At 37.5% G+C, this 22144-nt stretch carries 18 protein-coding genes; 13 read left to right on the plus strand and 5 right to left on the minus strand.

All coding sequences use genetic code 11. The features are described from left to right. Positions 1 to 5: 5 nt before the first annotated feature. Entirely contained in the window at positions 6 to 596 is a 591-nt protein-coding gene (locus AC1M83_RS11080; protein WP_092767920.1) for a LysE family translocator, read from the plus strand. A 73-nt stretch (positions 597 to 669) separates the two neighbouring features. On the opposite strand, the gene AC1M83_RS11085 is transcribed toward AC1M83_RS11080, so the two are convergent. Beyond that, positions 670 to 1317 carry a DedA family protein gene (locus tag AC1M83_RS11085; RefSeq protein ID WP_035268957.1) on the minus strand — a complete coding sequence of 216 codons (648 nt, stop codon included), beginning with the start codon at positions 1315 to 1317 and terminating at the stop codon, positions 670 to 672. Between the two features lie 198 nt (positions 1318 to 1515). Between AC1M83_RS11085 and AC1M83_RS11090 the strand changes: the two genes are divergently transcribed. The 6 genes from AC1M83_RS11090 (at position 1516) to AC1M83_RS11115 (ending at position 7181) form a co-directional block, all read left to right on the plus strand. Then, entirely contained in the window at positions 1516 to 1932 is a 417-nt protein-coding gene (locus AC1M83_RS11090) for a DoxX family protein (protein WP_481590689.1), read from the plus strand. A gap of 233 nt (positions 1933 to 2165) precedes the next feature. Then, on the plus strand, positions 2166 to 3734 hold the full coding sequence (gene guaA, locus AC1M83_RS11095; RefSeq protein ID WP_092767916.1) for a glutamine-hydrolyzing GMP synthase: 1569 nt from the start codon (positions 2166 to 2168) through the stop codon (positions 3732 to 3734). 684 nt (positions 3735 to 4418) lie between these two features. Next, entirely contained in the window at positions 4419 to 5369 is a 951-nt protein-coding gene (locus AC1M83_RS11100) for a pirin family protein (RefSeq protein WP_481590690.1), read from the plus strand. Between the two features lie 22 nt (positions 5370 to 5391). After that, a complete protein-coding gene (locus tag AC1M83_RS11105; protein ID WP_179999970.1) occupies positions 5392 to 5790 on the plus strand; it encodes an OsmC family protein in 399 nt (132 codons plus the stop codon). A gap of 136 nt (positions 5791 to 5926) precedes the next feature. Beyond that, positions 5927 to 6568 (plus strand): glutathione S-transferase family protein, encoded by a 642-nt coding sequence (locus AC1M83_RS11110; RefSeq protein WP_481590691.1) that lies wholly within the window; start codon positions 5927 to 5929, stop codon positions 6566 to 6568. Between the two features lies 1 nt (position 6569). Further along, positions 6570 to 7181, plus strand: coding sequence for an alpha/beta fold hydrolase (locus AC1M83_RS11115; protein WP_218947423.1), 612 nt, complete (start codon positions 6570 to 6572; stop codon positions 7179 to 7181). A 47-nt stretch (positions 7182 to 7228) separates the two neighbouring features. On the opposite strand, the gene AC1M83_RS11120 is transcribed toward AC1M83_RS11115, so the two are convergent. The 3 genes from AC1M83_RS11120 to AC1M83_RS11130 all read right to left on the minus strand — a co-directional run bounded on the left by AC1M83_RS11120 (position 7229) and on the right by AC1M83_RS11130 (position 10632). After that, complete coding sequence (locus AC1M83_RS11120) at positions 7229 to 7837, minus strand: SPOR domain-containing protein (RefSeq protein WP_035268975.1); 609 nt, start codon at positions 7835 to 7837, stop codon at positions 7229 to 7231. 132 nt (positions 7838 to 7969) lie between these two features. Beyond that, on the minus strand, positions 7970 to 9760 hold the full coding sequence (argS, locus tag AC1M83_RS11125) for an arginine--tRNA ligase (protein ID WP_481590692.1): 1791 nt from the start codon (positions 9758 to 9760) through the stop codon (positions 7970 to 7972). A 269-nt stretch (positions 9761 to 10029) separates the two neighbouring features. Continuing rightward, complete coding sequence (locus tag AC1M83_RS11130) at positions 10030 to 10632, minus strand: hypothetical protein (protein ID WP_180028962.1); 603 nt, start codon at positions 10630 to 10632, stop codon at positions 10030 to 10032. Between the two features lie 297 nt (positions 10633 to 10929). Between AC1M83_RS11130 and AC1M83_RS11135 the strand changes: the two genes are divergently transcribed. The 5 genes from AC1M83_RS11135 (at position 10930) to AC1M83_RS11155 (ending at position 20114) form a co-directional block, all read left to right on the plus strand. Then, positions 10930 to 12630 (plus strand): NAD-dependent malic enzyme, encoded by a 1701-nt coding sequence (locus AC1M83_RS11135; RefSeq protein WP_035268988.1) that lies wholly within the window; start codon positions 10930 to 10932, stop codon positions 12628 to 12630. Between the two features lie 156 nt (positions 12631 to 12786). Further along, positions 12787 to 16092 (plus strand): type VI secretion system Vgr family protein, encoded by a 3306-nt coding sequence (locus AC1M83_RS11140; protein ID WP_481590693.1) that lies wholly within the window; start codon positions 12787 to 12789, stop codon positions 16090 to 16092. Between the two features lie 15 nt (positions 16093 to 16107). After that, positions 16108 to 18288, plus strand: coding sequence for a LysM peptidoglycan-binding domain-containing protein (locus tag AC1M83_RS11145; RefSeq protein ID WP_481590694.1), 2181 nt, complete (start codon positions 16108 to 16110; stop codon positions 18286 to 18288). An 8-nt stretch (positions 18289 to 18296) separates the two neighbouring features. After that, positions 18297 to 19196 carry a hypothetical protein gene (locus AC1M83_RS11150; RefSeq protein ID WP_481590695.1) on the plus strand — a complete coding sequence of 300 codons (900 nt, stop codon included), beginning with the start codon at positions 18297 to 18299 and terminating at the stop codon, positions 19194 to 19196. An 87-nt stretch (positions 19197 to 19283) separates the two neighbouring features. After that, complete coding sequence (locus AC1M83_RS11155) at positions 19284 to 20114, plus strand: hypothetical protein (protein ID WP_481590696.1); 831 nt, start codon at positions 19284 to 19286, stop codon at positions 20112 to 20114. A 61-nt stretch (positions 20115 to 20175) separates the two neighbouring features. On the opposite strand, the gene AC1M83_RS11160 is transcribed toward AC1M83_RS11155, so the two are convergent. Then, a complete protein-coding gene (locus tag AC1M83_RS11160) occupies positions 20176 to 21096 on the minus strand; it encodes a Dyp-type peroxidase (RefSeq protein WP_092767896.1) in 921 nt (306 codons plus the stop codon). Between the two features lie 160 nt (positions 21097 to 21256). Between AC1M83_RS11160 and AC1M83_RS11165 the strand changes: the two genes are divergently transcribed. Continuing rightward, positions 21257 to 21877, plus strand: a complete 621-nt coding sequence (locus AC1M83_RS11165) for a LysE family transporter (RefSeq protein ID WP_481590697.1) — start codon at positions 21257 to 21259, stop codon at positions 21875 to 21877. Positions 21878 to 22144: the final 267 nt, after the last annotated feature.

A 22144-nucleotide genomic window follows, 5' to 3' on the forward strand; every position in this document is an offset into this window, starting at 1 on the left:
AATCTATGGTAGAAAGTTGGCTTTATATTTTTGCAGTGTTCGCGGTATTACTTATTCCCGGTCCAACCAATGCATTATTGGCTAGCGCAGCACATCACCATGGCGTATTAAAAGCATTCTATTTCGTACCTCTTGAATTACTGGGTTATATCTACGGCATTAGCATTTGGGCACTGTTGGTGCATTTAACCCTACCAATTTGGCCAATGCTGATTCATATCTTACATTTGGTGAGTGCAGTTTATGTGATTTGGATGGCTTTTCATTTATGGAAAGCTTCACACCTTAAGCAATTGAGCCAAAAAAACATTCGAATGAGTCGCAGTCATCTTTTTAAATCGACTCTGAAAAATCCAAAATCTATTTTGTTTGCAGTTGGTATTTTTCCAGCATGGACTTGGGATTCTTTTCAAAACTATTTTTTAGTTTTGGGTGTATTCACCTTATGTTTAATTCCATGTGCTTTATTTTGGATGTATTTTGGTCGTAAAGTCTTGGCAGGGAATCAGACGGTGGTCAGCGCAGATCGCTTATACAAAGGTTCTGCCATGTTACTTATGCTCAGTATGTTACCTGTCATTATTGGATTTTTCTAAGCCATTCAATATTTTGTAGTGATAAAAAAAGCAGATTCTTGGTGGAGAATCTGCTTTTTGAAGCCTAAGATCATTACATCATTTCGGGATTTTTCTTTGGGAAAAACTTGTGGCGAATAAAGCCAATGATCCCCGGCAATACGCTTAGAATAATGATTCCGAAAATTAAATGGGTGAAATTGTCTTTCACGATCGGCATATTACCGAACAAATAACCCAAGGTGATAAACGAAGAAATCCACAAGAAAGCACCAACGACATTGTAAGTAATGAAGTATTTGTAGTTCATGCTTCCTGCACCAGCGACGAAGGGTGCAAATGTACGCGCGAATGGGACAAAACGTGCAAAAATAATAGTTTTACCGCCGTGTTTTTCGAAGAATTTTTGCGTATAAACCAAATGTTTTTTATTGATAAATCGAGATTCAATCTCAAAAACACGTGGTCCGATATATTTTCCAATATGATAATTTAAGGTATCACCCAATACTGCCGCAGTGAATAACAACACGCCCAAGAGCCACGGATCCATTGCACCTGTTGAGGCTGCTAAAGCACCTGCTGCAAACAGTAAACTGTCCCCGGGTAGAAAAGGCATGACCACCAAGCCCGTTTCTACGAAAATAATCAGGAATAAAATTCCGTAAATCCAAATGCCATAATTGGTAATAAATTCAAGTAGATGATCGTCTACATGCAGAATAAAATCGATTAAATCCATGAGGGGTGAACTGAGCAAAAATGTGTTCAAATGCTAACAGCCATCGGCGCTGATGTCAGTAGTCAATTGATTTAAATTATAGGTGAATTATTGTTCTGATTATGCAACGCTGATTCTTTATATTGATTATTTATCCTAAAAATAAAAGCTACTAATCTAGGGTCATTACCAAAAACAAAACGTAGATAGGTCAACCCAATGTTTAATCCAAATCAAGTGATTAAAAAAATTGTTGCTCAACCCACAGTGCATGCAACTTTAACCCTCGTCGCACGTGTCCTTTTAGCATATATCTTTATTGTGGCGGGATGGGGCAAACTCGCAGGTTATAGCGCGACAGTTGGATATATGGAAGCGATGGGTGTGCCGGGTGCATTATTGCCAATGACCATTTTGGTTGAACTGGGTGGAGGCTTAGCACTGTTATTTGGGGTACAAGCACGATTATTCGCAGTAGCTTTAGCTGGTTTCAGTTTAGTTACCGCATTTCTTTTTCATGGTGCGCCTGAAGATTCGATACATTTCATGAAAAACTTTGCTATGGCGGGTGGTCTAATCTTTCTCGTATTGCATGGTGCAGGTCAATGGAGTGTTGATCAGCGTTTTGAAAAATAAATGACGAATACGCAATGCAGGTGAAATCAGAGAATTATTCGCCTGCTGCATCGTGATCTGAATGTAACGCCAAAGCTTGTATGATCAAAGCAATCGACTGAAATTGTTGAATAAAAAGACAATATTTAATAATAATGTATTGAAATATAGAGAGATTTGAATAGTGTGCGTAAGCTTAATAAAAATGATAGAATAGCGCGCTAATCCTTCGTTAGCCTTTCATAGTTGTTATCATGACTACCAATACTCAAATTACCGAAGATCGTATCCTGATTTTGGATTTCGGCTCTCAATATAGCCAATTGATCGCACGTCGTGTACGTGAATCAGGCGTATATTCTGAAATGTATGCTTTTGATATGTCGGAAGAGGACATCCGCGCATTTAATCCAAAAGGGATTATTCTTTCAGGTGGTCCTGAGAGTGTTCACGTTGAAGGCAGCCCACGTGCGCCAGAAGTTGTGTTTAACTTAGGCGTACCAGTATTGGGTATTTGTTACGGTTTACAAACGATGTCTGCTCAGTTGGGCGGTAAAGTTGAACCGGGTACAGTTCATGAGTTTGGCTATGCTGAAGTCGATATTAAAGTACGTGATGCTTTAATTGGCGATCTTGAAGATTCAGCAGACAAATTGAAAGTATGGATGAGTCATGGCGATAAAGTGACTCAAATTCCAGAAGGTTTCCAAATTACTGCAAGTACACCAAGTTGCCCAGTGGCAATGGTGTCTGACGAATCTCGTCGTTTCTACGGTATCCAGTTCCACCCTGAAGTAACACATACTGCTAAAGGTAAAGAGTTACTTGAGAACTTTGTACAAAAGATCTGTGGTTGCCGTAGCCTATGGAATTCTGAAAACATCATTGATTTACGTGTTGAACAATTACGTGAACAGATTGGTGATCAGAAGGTTCTTCTTGGACTTTCAGGTGGTGTAGATTCATCTGTTGTGGCTGCATTGCTTCACAAAGCAATTGGCGATCAATTGACATGTGTATTCGTTGACAATGGTCTTCTTCGTTTAAATGAAGGGGATCAAGTGATGGAAATGTTTGCGAAAAACATGGGTATCCGTGTGATTCGTGCTGATGCTGAACAACGTTTCCTTGATGCTTTGGCAGGTGAAGTTGATCCTGAAGCAAAACGTAAAATCATTGGTCGTGAGTTCATCGAAGTATTTGCTGAAGAAGCACGTAAGCTTGATGGCGTGAACTTCCTTGCGCAAGGTACGATTTATCCTGATGTGATTGAATCTGCTGCAAGCAAACAAGGTAAAGCGCATGTGATTAAATCACACCATAACGTGGGTGGTTTACCGGAAGATCTCGCTTTTGAATTGGTTGAGCCAATTCGTGATTTATTTAAAGATGAAGTACGCCGTTTGGGTACGACTTTAGGTTTACCATTTGAGATGCTTTATCGTCACCCATTCCCAGGACCAGGTCTTGGTGTTCGTATCTTGGGTGAAGTGAAGAAAGAGTATGCTGACATTCTTCGTTTAGCCGATGACATCTTCATGCAAGAACTTCGTGCAAGTGGTTGGTATGACAAAACTGCACAAGCATTCGCTGTATTCCAACCAGTAAAATCTGTGGGTGTAGTCGGTGATGGTCGTCGTTATGCATGGGTGATTGCACTTCGTGCGGTTGAAACAGTTGACTTTATGACGGCTCGTTTCGCACACCTCCCTTATGATCTTGTTGATAAAATCTCTACTCGTATCATGAACGAGATTGCAGAAGTTTCTCGTGTTGTTTATGACGTATCGTCTAAACCACCTGCTACGATTGAATGGGAGTAATTTAGGGCTTTCAAGAAACAACGTTTCTTGCCTAGATTACGCCAAGGGCTGTCCCAGCGGCAGTGAGGGATTTCGGACAGCATGGCTATCCGCTTGAATTACTCCAAGCGCTGCGTGCGCGGCAGTATCTGAATCAAGACATGTCCCAATAGAAAGGACGCTTAGGCGTCCTTTCTATTTATTATCTAAAATTTAATTTAGAAGAATTCTATGTTTGAAGGAATAGTCAAAATACGTAAAGCATAGGAAGTCATTAGCCCAAATAACGTTGTTTTAAGAAATTCCCCAAACTCTTGTTGTGGCAATGCAAGCAATTTGATTGCTACTTACTTAGAATCAAAAGGATATGGTGAATTCCAATATATTTTAGGAAAAAATATAAAGGAAACAGAAAGTCTGCTTGGCTTTTAAATGTACGCAGTAGATATATATAGTTGATCTAACAGCAGATCAATTTAGATTGGATAAAATTATTTATACGTTAGAGCATGAGTATCCTTTATCACAGTTATTTCCAAAACTATTAAATCAAGGGCAGGCAAGCATTCTATTTTTAATACATACAAAACTCTAATTGTCCTACCTATAGTATTCAGCGTATTAAGTCTAAGGTGGTTCAATTTGCATGACCTTGTTAATATCTATAACAAAGATAGCCATTTGCCAAACTTTTAGGATAACAACATGACCAATAATACTTATACCGAATTGTCTCATTCAGAAGACTGTGAAAAGCACGCCAACCAATTTATTCAGGAATTTCCACTGCGCCGTGCAGAAATCGGTCAAGGAACAGTGATCAAACGCGCTTTACCAAGTCGCCATAAGCGTATGATTGGCGCATGGTGCTTCTTAGATCATGCAGGTCCTGTGACATTTGAAGCTGGACAAGGTTTAGATGTTGGTCCACATCCACATATTGGTCTTCAAACCTTTACTTGGATGATTGAAGGGACCATGTTGCATAGCGACAGCTTAGGGACAACAGATCAGCTGATTCAGCCCAAGCAAGTCAATCTCATGACAGCAGGTCGAGGTATTTCACATACTGAAGTCGCGCCAGCGAATGAAACAAAAATGCATGCTGCCCAACTTTGGATTGCATTGCCTGATGACAAACTTACCATCGATCCAGCTTTTAATCACTATCCTGAATTACCCGTGGTTAATCAGTCAGGTATCGAATTTACGGTATTGGTCGGTGAGTATCTAAATACAGTATCACCAGTCAAAGTACATACTGAGCTTTTAGGTGTTGATTTATTTGCGCAAGCAGCCACAAAGGCACGTTTACCTTTAAATCCAAAGTATGAATATGGATTCATGGCGCTTGAAGGTATAGCAACTATTAATGGTCATCATTTAGATGAAGACAATATGGTGATTTTAGAGCCAGGGCTAGAATATGTGGAAGTAGAAATCCATGACAAGAGTCGTGTACTGCTTTTGGGCGGTGAGCCATTTGAGTCGCCAATTTTATTATGGTGGAATTTCGTTGGACGTACGCAAGAAGAAATCAAAATTGCACGTGATCAATGGATAGCAGAAGATCCACGTTTTGGGTCAATTCCATCATACCAAGGCGAGCGTTTGAAAGCTCCGATATTGCCTGATAGCATGCGTGCATCTAAATAATAAGACAAAGAAGGAAAATAAAATGGCAACAATCGCAAATGCAAAGGTCACCACACTACCTGAAAAATGGGGTGGTGAAATTCAATCTGGTCAGCACACATTTCTCACCGATAAACCTGAATCATTCCAAGGTTTAGATCGTGGGCCTGCACCGTATGATTTTATTTGTTCAGGATTAATTTCCTGCACAATGATCACATTACGGATGTATGCAGAGCATAAAGGACTGGATTTAGGCGAATTTAGTGTTGAGGCAGATTTTAAAGCCAATAAAGAAGGGCAGGAATGGATTGAGCGTCGTTTAAGTTTTAAAACTAACTTGGATGAAGCACTACAAGAAAAAGTTTTAAATGTGTGCCAAAAAACACCCGTCACTAAAACATTGCTCAGAAGCGTCGAAATTAAAACAACAATTGTTTAAATATAGACAACTTAATAGGCATCAACATTCTGTATTTTTGTAATTTACAGCTAAAAAGAAGACATTTTGTGTAAAGCAGGATGTCTTTTTTTTATTCAAAATGGCTATATAGAGAGAAATAAAATTAGGTGGTCTTATGCTGACATTACATCATTTAGAAAAATCACGTTCTTCAAGAATTATTTGGGCGCTAGAAGAGTTGGGTGCTGAATACCAAATTCAACATTATAAAAGATTGCCAACTTACGCCGCTCCACCAGAATTGAAGAAGGTTCATCCTTTGGGGAAATCACCAGTGATTACTGATGAAAATTTAGTGATCGCAGAATCTGCGGTGATTTTAGACTATCTGGCTGATCGCTATGATACCCAGCATCAATTTAAACCCCAGTCACAGCCTGATTTAACACAATATCAGTATTGGATGCATTATGCTGAAGGTTCATTAATGCCACTTTTAGTGATGACCTTAGTTCTCTCGTTTGTACCTCCTAAAGTACCTTTTGTGATTCGACCAATTGCCAATAAAATTATTGATGGGGTGACTGATGGATTTATACAACCGCGTCTCGCTGAACATATTGAATTTTTAGAACAGCATTTGGCGCAACATGAATTTTTTACATCTCAGTTTTCATTTGCAGATATCCAAATGAGTTTTCCCTTGATCGCGATTGATGAACGCTTAAATGGAAAATATCCGAACATTCATGCCTATGTAAAACGCATAAAACAAAGACCTGCTTATCAGCGAGCGGTTATCAAGGGTGGTGATTAAGATGGCAGATCAGGCAGTGAAATTAATCTTCCTGCCCGGAGCATCTGGCAGTACTGCATTTTGGAAACCTGTTCAATCACATTTTGAATCTGAGTACGACACGCACATCATTGCTTATCCCAGTTTTGGTGAATATCCTGATCATCCACATGTAAATTCAATGTCAGATTTACAAGATTATGTATTTGATCATCTTCAGCGCCCAAGTATTCTGATCGCTCAATCTATGGGTGGGGTCATTGCTGTTCAAGCGGCGTTGAGGTATCCAAAATTGATTCAAGGTTTGGTGTTGGTCGCTACGTCAGGTGGCGTTGATTTAACACCATTTCATGTTAAAGATTGGCGTGCAGAATATCAAAATGAATATGAAGTGCCGCACTGGTTTATTGATGATGAAACCAAATTAGATGAACGGCTTGCTGAAATTGAATGTCCTGTACTATTAATCTGGGGCGGAGATGATGACATTAGTCCTGTCGCAGTAGGTGAGTATTTAAATCACGCTTTTAAGTATTCAGAGCTGAATGTGATCCCGAACGGACAACATGATTTAGCTAAAGTTTATGCGTCAGAGTGTATTTCTTTTATCCAACGCTACTTAGCAAAATTTTAGGTTTGCTCTAGACTAAAAAAGGATGCTAATCGCATCCTTTTTTATGATTATCGTTTTACAACGATTGAATCAATACCGCTGTGTTGTAGGGTTTGCTGAGCGATAACAGCTGCTTCTTGAGAGTCATAAGGTCCAGAGACAACCCGATACCAGGTTTGACCGCCTTCCGTGGTTTTAATGACATCTGCAGATAAGCCGTTGAGAATAATTTCAGCACGACGTGCATCAGCACTATCTGGATCTGGATAACTTCTGACTTGTAAAAGGTAGCTACTCGCTACGGGTTGAGGTTCTGCATTTTCAATCAGCTCACCCTCTGTCGTTGTAGCATCAGCAACCACAGGTGCTTCCACGATGACAGGTGCGGTGTTCACTTGCTGATTTTCAGGTACAGCTTGATCGGGGATTGGAGTCACTTGTTGTTGAGGCAATAAATCGTAGAAGCGATAATCTTTATTCGTATCTTCTTGATAATGTTCAGATTGAATATCATTGCTTTTTGGTTGGACTGGCGCCCACGGTTTCCATAGCATTAAGGCTACGGCAAAACTCAGTACAATTAAAATCAGAACAAGCATACCTAACCATTTTGGTATTAATGGTTGTTTAGGTTTGTTAGGTCTTTCTGATACACCACGCTGCGTTTTTCCAAACACTTGGAAACCTCTCTTATTTTAAGATCATGCAATGGAAAATTGGATTACCATCACATGGAGTTTTTATCTCATTTTTTTCAATAATAAAAGTCTAAAGAGGTGAATCTTTTAAAAAGATTCACCTTCGATGACTTACATGCTTTCAGGTGCAGAAACGCCTAAAAGCTCTAAACCATTTTTCAAGACTTGACGAACATTTACCGATAACAACAAACGTGCTTGGGTCAGATCAGCATCATCACCGAGTACTTTATTTTCGTTGTACCAAGCATGGAACAATGCTGCAAGTTCTTTTAAGTAGTTACCTACTTGATGCGGTTCATGGCTGTTTGCAGCACGTGCAAGAATTTCAGGGTATGCTGCAAGTTTTGCTAAGATTTCAGTTTCAGCTTCTAATTCAAGCTTTGCGGCAAAACCACGCGCAGTGGTCGCATCGAAGTTGATGTTCAAGCTGCTTGCTTTTTCTAGCATACGACAAATACGTGCATGGGCATATTGAATGTAATACACCGCATTGTCTTTACTTTGAGAAACCGCGAGATCTAGATCAAAGTCGATGTGCTGTTCAGACTTACGCATGACATAGTAGAAGCGAGCAGCGTCGTTGCCGACTTCTTTACGTAGATCACGCAATGTGACAAATTGACCTGAACGAGATGACATTTGAACCATCTCACCACCGCGCCATAGGCTGACGAATTGTACTAATAACACAGTCAGTTTTTTCGAGTCATATCCCATCGCATCAATTGCTGCTTTTACTCGTGCGATATAACCGTGGTGGTCTGAACCCCAAATATCAATAATGTCAGTATAACCACGTTGAAGTTTATTCAGATGGTAAGCAATGTCAGATGCGAAGTAAGTGGTTTGACCATTACGACGTTTTACAACACGGTCTTTTTCATCACCAAATTCTGTTGATTTGAACCAAATGTTGCCATCTTTCTCATAGAGGAAGCCGCGTTGATCAAGTGTTTGTAATGCTTCTTCAATTTTTTCAGTCAATGATGCTTCACTGAACCATTGGTTGAAAGTCACACCAAATTCACCAAGATCATCTTTGATATCATCAAGAATTGCTTTTAACGCAGCTTGATGAAAAACGCGATAACCTTCACCTATTAACGTCTGCGAGTTAAAAATTAGACCATCAATGTGTTTTTCTTTATCGCCAGAAATTACAACCTTGTTACCTTCGGCATCAAGTTCTTCAGCATACTGCACATCTTCTGGCACATCTTTATAAACATCAGCTACAGGGCGAACATATACATCGCCGTCTTGATCAATAATGCTTTGTGCGATTTCTTTGACATAGTTGCCTTGGTAAGCATTTTTAGGGAATACTAATGTTTGACCAGTTAACTCAAGGTAACGTAGATAAGTAGACGTCGCTAAAATATCCATTTGACGACCAGCGTCATTCACATAGTATTCACGATCCACTGTAGCACCAGTTGCTTCAAGTAAATTCGCAACCGTCATGCCATATGCTGCGCCACGACCGTGACCCACATGTAAGCTTGATGTCGGGTTCGCAGAGACAAACTCAACTTGGATTTTTTTCGTAGCATTTACTTGTGTACGACCAAAATCATTAGCTTGTGCCTGAATAGCATCAAGAACAGCAAAACGTTGGTCTGCATTCAAGAAAAAGTTGATAAAACCAGGACCAGCGATTTCCGCTTTACTGATATCCGCAACTTCTGGCAGTGCAGCAAGAATTTTTTCTGCTAAATCACGAGGCTTCATACCTGCAGCTTTAGACGCGATCATTGCGATATTCGAAGCGAAGTCACCATGGCTTCGGTCTTTGGTTCGCGTTAAGTTTCCGCTGTTGTTAAAGTCAGATGGGAGGACCCCTTCAGCTTGAAGAGATTGCACTGCATGATCGAGAGCTGCTTGTATTGCCGTATTCATAATTTATCGAAAAATTAATGTCGCAGAAAAACGACAAATATAGCAAATTTAGCGCTCATTAGCGAAGCAGATTTGCGTTGAATAAAACTTATCCGACATAAAAAATAATAAAATCAGTTTTTTTAATCACTATGCGCTATTTGCAGAATTAACGATGATGAAATTAATCTTTTACATCTAATGCATATCGATGATTGAATTGAGCCTGATTGTCTTTATCTCATTTAATGTGAATTTAAATAGAAATCAGGCAATTTTATGACTCGAAATTAAGCCATACACGTGACAGGCTTATTTAGTAATTCTGCTTTACCATTTTGGAAAGTGTATAACTTAGATGCATGGAAGATTTTAATGGTTTTGGCCTTTTGAGCAGCAGTTTGAAATGTCGCTAATTTTTTTTGATTCGCCAAACTAAAAGGATTTCCGTAATTCTTATTGTCGAGTAGTACTTGGATCGTTCCAACTTCAGGCTGAAGACTATTTAAAATTTCTGATCCTTCCGCATTTTGTATGCTGAGACTTGGTTTTTGGACACTATTCTTACAATTTAAGCGCAGGAACAGCATGTGACCATCAACTGCTTTGTTTTGTAAGTCATAAATTCCTTGAAGGTCATTTTCGATATATACCCACTGACCAATCGGCATATTTTGTTTAAGTTTCTCAATTTGCTCGAGTGTTGTTTTACTAATATCGACAATGCCTTTTTTATCAATTTCAGGGGTCTTATCGGCGCGTGCTAAACCCACCATTGAAAGTGCTTTATCACCGACCTTTGAGGTCGTGTCAGTGATGGTTTGGCAACCCGTTACATTTAGCAGTGAAATAATAGTTAATGGCAAAATGGCAATTTTAGCTGTAATTTTCATGTGGATCTAATAATGAAGTAAAAATACGATTGAATCCGATATTAGCTGAATCGTTCAGATTAGTTTGCAAAAAAAAGTTAATAAACATGAATAATACATTTGAAATGTGACAGTTTTATCTAATTTTCTATCAATAGAATGATGGATTGAAGTTATAAAATTTAAAAATACTGCCAATATTATTATCAATTTTATAAATATACATTTGTCTTCATTTCGGCTTAAGCTATTTCTTAAATAAATGGTAAAAATGAAATGAAAAAGGTCTGAATTTAGGCCTGATCCATGAGATTAGAGATGACAACTGAACACACTGAAGTAAAACACCCTCTTTATACCCCTTATGCTGGTTTTACTTTGCTTGAACTACCTCTTCTTAATAAAGGCTCTGCGTTCACTGAGGAGGAGCGAGCGAGTTTTAATCTAAACGGTTTGCTGCCTCATGTGATTGAAACGATTGAAGAGCAACACCAACGTTCATATCAACAATTTACGTCATTTCATGACGACATTAATAAGCATATTTATCTGAGAAATATACAAGACACCAATGAGACTTTGTTTTATCACCTCATAGAAAATCATTTATCAGAAATGATGCCGATTATTTATACCCCAACGGTAGGTGAGGCTTGTCAACGATTTTCTGATATTTACCGCCGTCATCGTGGTGTATTTATTTCATATCCTGATCGTGCCAACATTGACGATATTTTACAAAATGTGAATAAGAACAACGTCAAAGTCATTGTAATCACAGATGGTGAACGCATTCTTGGTTTAGGTGACCAAGGGATTGGTGGGATGGGAATTCCAATCGGAAAATTATCTCTCTATACCGCATGTGGTGGTATTAGCCCAGCTTATACATTACCCATTACATTGGATGTAGGAACCAATAATGCACAGTTGCTAAATGATCCAATTTATTTAGGTTGGAATCAGCCTCGTATTAGTGGCGATGAATACTATGACTTTGTGGATGACGTACTTCGTGCGATTAAACGCCGTTGGCCAAAAGCTTTGATTCAATTTGAAGATTTTGCTCAAAAAAATGCAATGCCATTGCTGGAAAAATATCGTAATCAATATTGTTGTTTTAATGATGATATTCAAGGCACTGCTGCTGTTGCAGTCGGTAGCTTAATCGCAGCAAGTCGAGCTGCAGGAAAACAATTACGTGACCAGAAAGTGGCATTCCTTGGTGCTGGTTCAGCGGGCTGTGGTATCGCTGAGCAAATCATTGCGCAAATGGTGGCTGAAGGTTTGAGTGATGCTGAGGCAAGATCACGAATTTATATGGTCGATCGTTTTGGGTTATTGACCGATAATCAACCAAATCTTTTAGATTTTCAGCGTAAACTGGTTCAAAGTTCAGAAAATGTATCCGCGTGGGCTGATGCGGAAGGCATCATTTCATTGCTAGATGTTGTAAAAAATGCACACCCGACTGTGTTAATTGGTGTCTCTGGACAACCGGGTTTATTCACTGAAGAAATTATTCGAACTATGGCATCCAATTGCGAGCATCCTATTGTATTACCATTGTCGAATCCAACGTCGCGTGTAGAAGCTGTACCAGCAGATATTATTCAGTGGACGGACGGTCGCGCTTTGATTGCAACTGGTAGTCCATTTATGCCTGTTAATTATCAAGATAAGCTACACAATATTTCTCAGTGTAATAACTCTTATATTTTCCCAGGGATTGGCTTAGGGGTGATTGCTGTGCAGGCAACGCGTGTTACAGACAATATGCTGATGGCATCAAGTATGGCGTTAGCAGATTGCTCTCCAAAATTGCAAAACCCTGACGACGACTTACTTCCTGATCTTAATGATTTGCAGAAAGTCTCCCGAATCATCGCGTTTAAGGTTGCAAAAGCGGCAATTGAGGATGGTGTTGCTTTGCCATTGAGTGATGAGCTGATCGAAAAAAGTATTGAAGATAATTTCTGGAAGCCTGAATATCGCCGTTATAAGCGAATTCCATTTTAAAAAAACTTGAATTTTCAATATAAATTCATTGGAAATAAATAGGAATCAATGCGTTGGTTCCTATTTTTTGTTTAGAATAATTACAATATTTAAAAGCAAGATTGAGCGGAATACGCTACAATTTTCAAAAATCATAATAATAGCTTTAATCATTCTATGCTCAATAATATCAATTCAATTATAGAAGGCTTGGGTCTTAGCCCGCAAAAGCGCGTCTTACATATTAAATTTTCTAATCCAATATTAGATAGCCAAGTTTTCATTCAACGAATTCAGGGTCAACACTTTATTAATCAAGGCTTAAAAGCTGAAGTATTATGCTTATCGACGAATGCGCATTTACAACTTAAGCAATTCATTGGTTGTTTAGTGGCTGTCGATCAAGTTACGGATCTTGGAAAATTAGCTCGGACTACTGGGATTGTGACAGGGGTGAGCCAAGGTCAAAGTGATGGAGCATTGACCTTATATAAGTTGACTGTTGAAGATGCAACTTCACTTTGGCACAAACGCCGTAACAGTCGCGTATTTATGAACAAATCCGTGGTTGATATCACTGAGATTATTTTTAAAGAGTGGCAGACGAAAAGCGTGTTATTTAGTGCCGCTTTGAGTCTGTCAACGGCGGGTTTAAAAGCATCATATGATATACGTCCATTTGTGATGCAAGCCAACGAATCAGACTATGATTTTCTAACACGCTTATGGCGGAGTGAAGGCATTAATTGGTTGATTGATGAGACAGATCAAACTGTGCCATTCTCAGTGAAAGAAATTCAATCACAAAAATTAAGGCTAATAGATGAAAATAGTCAGTACGAGCCTTTAGATCGACGCACGCTCAGATTCCATCGCAGTCATGCAACAGAACGTTTTGATACGATTACCAGCTTTATTGCTCAACGCTCAATACAATCTACAGCAATTCAGGTACAACGTTGGCAGGGCGATATACTTGCGCAAGATCAAGATGATTATCAACTCAGTGCTCATCAACATAGTGACCAGTTGGACAATGAAACCTTAAGTCTAGAACAAGCATGGACTGTGAGTCCTGCTTGGATTGCTGATTTAAAAGGTGAAGATCAAGCCACTCCATCAAACAATTCACAACTGCAAAAACTGAATACACAACTCAATCAATACCAAGATTTGCAGGCTAAATACTTTACTGCGGTGAGTAGCGTTCGAGATGCCAATGTTGGGTATTGGTTTGAATTTATGGGTCATCCAGAAATAGATCAACATCAAGGGGCAGATCGCCAATTTATTATTTTAGGAAAACATTTTTTTAATCAAAATAATTTACCTAAAGATTTAAATAATCAAATTGAAACATTAATTGATTTAAGTCGTTGGAAAAAGACAAAAACAGATGAGCGTTTATCTACAGAACTGAGTTTAGTGCGCCGAGCTATACCTATTGTTCCAGAATATGATCCATTGAAACATCGTCCAGTTGCTTATCCTCAACGGGCAAAAGTGGTTGGACCTGAAGGTGAAACGATCTATGTGGATCAATGGGGACGTATTAAGGTTCGCTTCGTATTTACACGTAATGATGACCATCAACATGATGGTGGGGCAGGGGCGAATGATAATGATACAGACTCTGCATGGGTTGATGTTTTAACCTCTTGGGCTGGGGAGGGTTATGGATCAAGATTCCATCCACGTATAGGTGAAATTGTAGTCATTGACTTCTTTGATGGAAATGTTGATCGACCTTTCGTTGTTGGGCGTTTACATGAGGCTGAACGTCATCAAACCATGTTTGATGTTAAGGGGCAGTTACCTGATACAAAAAAACTCAGTGGAATTCGCACGGCAGAAGTTGGTGGTTCTGGATTTAACCAACTCCGATTTGATGATACGACAGGACAAATTAGTACTCAGTTGCAAAGTAGTCATGCGGCAACTCAATTGAATTTGGGTAATTTGAGTCATCCTAAGGATAAGGAAAAAAGTGATGGACGTGGAGAAGGATTTGAGCTGAGAACTGATGCCTATGGTGCTGTTCGTGCAGGGAAAGGAATGCTCATTACGACTTATGCACAAGAAAAAGCAATTGCTGATCATCTTGAAGCTACACAGGCTCAATCTCTGTTGAGTCAGAGTGAGCAGAGTATGAAAATGCTCAGTGAGATTGCAGTAAAACAACAATCGGATGCATTAAATGTAATTAGTAGATTACCTAAATTTATTCAATCATTAGAAATCAAAAGTAGTGCTCAAGCTTTGCAGTCTACAGTGAGTTTATTTAAAGAGGGAATAGCGAAGGATCCAGTAAATGCATTGAAAGATTGTGGTGGCTTTATTAAGGATATTGGTACTTTAGGTGGTAATGCTGCTGGTATTGTAGATGAGTTTAATAGTTACTTTGAGCATGCTCAAGAAGCGGTTGATAATCTCAAGGAATTTATTGATAACGTACAAGAATATGGTTCTGAGGCGATAAAGAGGAAATTTGAAAGTATTAAAAATGGGATTAAAGATAACCCATTTCAAGCACTTCAAGATGTGAGTAAAGCAATTTCGAGCGTTGACTTGAATGTGGAAGATCAACTGGTGTTATGCACTAGTTTTGGTGGTGCAAACAAAAAAGATGATATTAATCCAGTAAAAGCCTTAAGCACACTGACAGGTTTTATGGAGGGATATACTCAAGGATTAGAAAATAGTTCTGATCAAAAAAAACAAGAGCAAGGACGTTTATTTAGACAGGCACTCATGCTTTTGGCTTCACCGAATGGGATTGCATTAACAACGCCTGAGGACATTATTCTTCAAGCATCACAAGATATTGCGGAGAGTGCACAGGGTTCAATTAATTTAAGTGCGCAAAAAAACATTGTGGGGCATGCTCAAGACAAGATCAGTTTGTTTGCTGCACAGAAAGGATTTCGAGCGTTCGCAGCTAAGGGTAAAGTTGAATTACAAGCGCAAGATGATGCGATTGAAGCAATTGCACGTAAGGTGATTAAGCTTATTTCAACCGAAGATAAAATTGAAATTACCAGCCCTAAAGAAATTGTACTGACCGCAGGTGGCTCGCAACTCAAGATTAATGCTAGTGGAGTATTTAGCACGACGGGTGGAAAATTTGAGAGTAAGGCAGGGCAACATTTGTTTACGGGTGGAGCCAATATTTCTTATGAGTTTCCGCAATTACCAAATACACCTTTATTCAGCAATAAGTTAGACATTTATGATTTATTTTGGGAAAGTGATTTTAGTAAACTGAGTTATAAAGCATTTATACCAGACACCAATTCTTTTGTTTCAGGTCAAATTGATGAGCACGGTCGAACTGGCAAGATAAACACAGCAGATCCCTCAAAAATACAAGTTCTTATTGGCCCTGATGAAGAATGGGGAATAACAATAGATGGCTTTGATGAAGAAGATTTTTTAGGTAGTTCAAATAGAGCAACCCTAAATTTTAAAGATAATAATAAATAATATACGGTCTAAGTTATGACAAACTCTAGGAAATCATTAGTAACTATTAAACTAGTAGATATATTTGGGAATCCTATTTCTAAAGTTCAATATCAGGTTAAAAATACAAAAACAGGTCAACTAATAGCTGCGGGAGCAACAAATTCGGCTGGTTGTATTGTTGAGATTAGTAGAGATAAAGGCACTAGCTTAGATGTATATATCAAAAGTATGTTTAATGGAATGATGCTGAATGTTAAAAGTTTTGTGATGTCAAAAGATCGTATGCTGGTCACTATCGCAAGTCCCAAAGTGCTATTGGATTTGAAAACACTCAATAATCAAGGTGCTGCTGGTGTATATAGAAGAAAAACTCATGTAGTACGAAAAGGTGAGACGCTAACTGCAATTGCTAAAGCAAATGGAACTACTGTTAGAGCATTGGAAAGATTAAATCAGTTAAAGAATCCAGATAGACTAAATATTGGGCAAATTTTAAAGCTGCCTGTTAATATACCAGCTACAGGTGATAGGAGTATTCAAGATAAACCCAAACCCATAACGCAATCTAAACCTTCTCCAAAAAAGCAACAAACAAGCACATCGACTACCGAAAGAAACGACGGCTTTAGTGGCTTAACGAATGAGGCAAAAGAGTGGCTGAACAAAGTTTACGAAGATGGAAAGAAGGCTATTACTGAAACGGTAGATTCAGCTGTCAAAATTTTGACGGTAGAGGATAGAAGTCAAGAAAGTGGGACCCCAAAAACATCAGCCCCCAATATGTGTAAAACTGATCCTCAATGTATTTCAAGTGGAAAGAGTGAATTAATACAAGAAATCAATATTCGTTTAGCTGGTTTTGGCGGGGCTTTACCAAGCGATGAATTCACTGAGTTAACTGCCAAATGTATTAGACAATTCCAAAAAGATTATATGGGCGTTCCTGAAACGGGCAAAATTTGTGGAAGTGTTTTAGCGGCACTTGATAAGTTTTACTATGAATATCCAGTAAGTAGTTTTATGAACAAAGCTTCATGCCCATGTGGTAGTTGTTCGGGTTATGGTAATAATAGAAGAGGTATTAAATCTGGAAGTAATATTGCTAACGAATATCCTGGGTTACATAGATCACTTATCTGGATTGTGAAAGCTTTGAATTTCTATTTAAAAAATGAATTTAAAACTAAAAACTTAGAAATTGCTTATATTGAATCTGGATATAGGTGCATTGAAAATAATAAGAAAAAAAGCAGGACTAGTGTTAATCATATGGGTTTAGCACTAGATTTGCATATCAATAAAAACGGAGTTCGAACCCGTGATTTGGCGGATATGGAATTTATACGTAAGAATATTATGGCGGTAAAAATGGATGCCACTGAACGGAGAGCTAGCAATAAAATTTACTTAGAACCTAAAGTATTTAATGATGGTTCTTCAGGAGCACAAACATGGGTACATTTTGATATTACTAGGTTATCAAACATATATTTTGAAGATGAGTTTTTTAAAAAAACGGTAACTGAATTGAATGGTGGTTCAATAGTTGATATAGCAAAATCGCTAAACTTGAACTCATTATTAAGTTGTGCAGGTTTTACTGCAACTTCTACACAACTCTCTAAAATTACAGACAAAACTATTGATCAATTAGTGATTGAATTGGGCGATGCTATAGCAAGTGGTGAGGGGAGTTATGAAGCATGGAATGCGGGTGCACCTGAAAATAAAAGAGTAAAGTTTGGAAAAATGAATGATTTGCCTGGGACAATAACAGGAAAAACAATTAATCAGCTATTGGATGCTTCAACCAAATATACTTGGCAAGATGAACGACGCCGGTTTGCAACTGGGAAATATCAAACAATACCTTCAACATTATCTGCAGCAAAATCGAGAATGAATCTTACTGGTGATGAACTTTACGATGCAGATATGCAAGAAAGAGTATTTAAAGAGCATTTATTGAGAGGAAGATCTGCAATTTACAATCTAATTTCAAATGGAAGCTCCACAGTTGAAATGGCCATGATTGATGCCTCTAAAGAGTGGGCTTCAATTGCATTGCCTAAAGGTCACAAAAATAAATCTAATGTGGTTTCTGACGGTACAATAGGTTATCACGAATCAAATACTAACAGAGCAAATAGTCATTCAACTGCTAAGGTTAAAATGATATTTGAAGAAATTAAACAATACCACTCTGCCAAATAGGTTGAAAAATGAATATGTTTAAATATTTAATAACATTAATATCTGGATTTTTAATTACGAGTTGTACTTATTCAAAAGAGCAGAGTGAAGATTCCTACTCTACAGCAACAGTTTTAACAAAAAACAATGTTTCTAATTGTTTTATTGAGGAGATAAATGTAGATTTTTGTAGTGAAGACAAACTCAGAAAATATAATATACATATTAAAGATCAACCTAATTTTTTTCATAATAAAATTATTTTAGTGGATGATGGAAAAAGAGATATAGGTAAAGGAGAGAGAAGGCACATAAAAAATATTATTCTTCTTGATCCGAAAACTAATAAAGTTATACCGTTGCCACAGAGTTTAGGGAACTTCGTTGATGAAAGATTACAAGTAATTTTTGATGAAAAACCCCAAATTAGGTTTTCAAAAAATGATAATAAAATTTGTCTTTCGGGAACGACATTTGCAAAAAGCGACAATAATATTAATGTTGAAAATGACTGTTATATATTTGAAAAAAATAATTTTAAAAAGATGGAAGTAGAAAAAAATGAAAATAAAAAAAGTTATAAAACATCAATAATTTACAATTCAGATTTACATTTTAAATGTATTAATGATATTAAAGTTAAAGAATGTGAGAAGTTAAATCTATTTTCAACGAGTATTTTATTCAAGAAGTATGACTTTATAAATATTAATGATGGACCAAGTGCAATATTGGAGAAAGATAATTTTAAGATTATTATTTCACCATTTGAGGATGAGAGTGGTCCAAACTTAAGAATCATGAAGGTTAACAATAATCAAATGGTAGAAGAAAAATATATCTACGCAAATAAAAAGGTTTTAATCGACAGCGATTTCAAAGTTGAATATTCTGAAGGATTAGGAAAAAAAACTTATAACTTTAAATAAAATTAAAGAAAGCCGACTTACGTCGGCTTTCTACTGCTTAATCTTCCAATATTTTTTCTTATAACTCTTCACTTAGAGCAAAGTAATATGTTCCATTCAGTGGTTCAACAAAGCGCAATAAACGAGCATTTACATTTTGAAGCTAGAAGTTCAGCAATATTGGGTAGAGACTTGACAGGTAGATTTGATCCCATCTCATTTTTTCAACTAAATTATTATAGGATTTTCAATATGATGAAAATTTCAAAGTTATCAGTAGTAATGTTGGGATTCGTGGCTCTATCCTGTGAGTCTAAGACTTTAAATTCACAAAATTTTAAACAAGATGCAACTCAAATTCAGGAGCCAGTTTTATATATTGATCAATATGGTAAATATTCAAAAATAAGTAATACGATGAAAATTACATTAGTTGACTATGGTAATAAAAGTAAAAGTTACTCTGGAGGTAGTTATATTTTAAAAAAATATGGTGTTGAAGTACAAGCTGGTAATAGAGTATTCGATGTTTACCAAAGTACTATTCCTGAGAAATCCAATGTTGATTTAAAAATATTATACAATGATAAAAATCTTGTAGCATGGAGAATAAGAGAATTTAGCACAATAGATTATGTTAAAAGACCATATAAAAATTTTTCGACTAATTTTTTTATATTCAATAAAAGTGTTAATAGTGTGATGGAAGTTCCTGTGGTTAATTCTCCATCAGATAATTTAAATTCAAATTTTGAAAAAATTTTAGCAGGTGATGAGTTTATATTTGACAATAATACAAAAAAATATATTTATAGAGCAAATATTAAGAATAAAAACGATAAAATTGCAGATTTTGATGTTGTTTTTAACTCGAATCTAAAGTGTGTTTCAGCCTCTGTTGGTTGTGGTAGTTTGGGTTTTAAAGTTTTAAAAAAGTAAATGTTAAAAGTGATTATACATTTATTTAAAAGAAAGCCGACTCTCGTCGGCTTTCTATTGTTTAATCTTCCAATACCTTTTCTAGCAACTCTTCACTTGGGGCAAAATAATAAGCTCCATCTAAAGGCGCAACAAAGTGCAATAAACGATCATGAATACCATCGCCACTAGTTCCAAACATACGTGTCAGCATGCGATCAATACGGGTTAAATCTTTCGTATAAGCGATAAAATATAAACCTTGATCGCCGCGGCCATCCCCATATGGCAAAGAGTGGCGAAGAATTTCAAGCTCCTCACCTTCATCATCTTCAACAACGGTTCGAGCCACATGTGCATTGTCAGGTTTAACATCGTCATCAAGCTCAATGCTTTCGAGTTTGGTGCGCCCAATCACTTGCTCTTGTGCATCAACTTTAAGTTTTTTCCATTTATCTAGATCATGACGATAACGTTGAGCAAAAACGAATGAGCCATCAGTGAAAATTCCTGCATCTTCACCTAGTAAAGCTGTTTCAGCACGATCATCTGGAAATTGAGGGTTTTCGGTGCCATCAATAAAACCAGTTAAATCTCGACCATCAAAATTTCGGAAGCACACGCGCTCATCTAAAACCTCAACCAAATCCTGAATGCCTTCAAAAAAAGCTTGGCTTAAGGCAAAGCAAATATCAGTACGCTGTGCTGCGATATGGATTAAAACATCAGCAGGGACCACAGGCATGGTGAAAGAGCCTTGAATTGGTTCAAGCTGTTTAAAACCTTCTGGTTGGTGAGGGTAAAGTTGTGACCAAAGTTCTGGTCCAAAAGCCACCGCAGTTTTAATTTGAGCATGAGGATGTTGAGTAATTAAGCGATCACGAGTCGTAAAGAGATCTTCAAGTTTTTCTTTTAGTTGATCTATTGATAAATCTTTTAAACGCAAAGTGATAAAGCGAGCATGATCTGAGGGTAATGGTAAGATTACGGATTGGGAAGTCATTCATGGCTCCTGAAATTATAATATCCTAATTTTGCTGATCACATTGTGCCTGATCATCATAGTGCTGAACAGACAGACGTTTAAAAAAACATTCAAATTTTAAATCTTAAAAAAGTCGAATTGTCATATAATCTCATCAAAATAAATCTCCCAAATCGTTATGTCTTATCAAATGTGGTTTGCCTACATGCTTGCATGTTGGGTTATTAGTATTTCGCCTGGTGCAGGTGCTATTGCATCAATGTCTAGTGGTTTGAATTATGGATTCAAACGAGGTTATTGGAATGCAATTGGTCTGCAGCTTGCACTTTTGGTTCAAATTGGAGTTGTCGCTGCGGGAGCAGGCGTACTTTTTGCTACGACTCCTTTGGCATTTTTGATCGTCAAATGGTTTGGGGTTGGGTATTTATTATATTTGGCATATTTACAGTGGAAAGCCCCAGTGCAGTCCATAGAAATTCAGACTGATTTAAAGCAAAAGTCAGCGATGAAGCTAGTAATCAGCGGTTTCTTTGTCAATATGAGTAATCCAAAAGCAATTGTATTCTTATTGGCAGTATTGCCACAGTTTCTGGATCTTTCAAAGCCTCAATGGCCACAATACCTCATCATGGCTTGTACGATGATTGTTATCGATCTTATCGTTATGGCTGGATATACAGGTCTTGCAGCGAAGGTATTGCGTTTACTTAAATCACCTCGTCAGCAAAAAGTGATGAATTGTACCTTTGCAGGTTTATTTGCAGGTGCGGCTTTTTTATTGAGTTTAGTGCATCAATAAGACACAATAAAATAACGATTGATGGTTATTTTATTGAAAATTATAATCTTAATTTTGACTATTCTGTTGGGGGCGGCTTAATTTTAACTCCCTATATTTGGGCGTATTTTTATTTACAGCCTGAAAGTGTGTGGGAATGGATCAAGTTTGTGATGTGGGGCGCGGGTGTTGGCATATGCGCCACATTTGGTCTTACAGTGATTTTAATTTTGATCACCACCCTTATAAAAAAAATGATTGTGGATGATACTTCGCAATATAAGATTT

The sequence above is a fragment of the Acinetobacter sp. 25-47-130 genome, assembly GCF_056779705.1.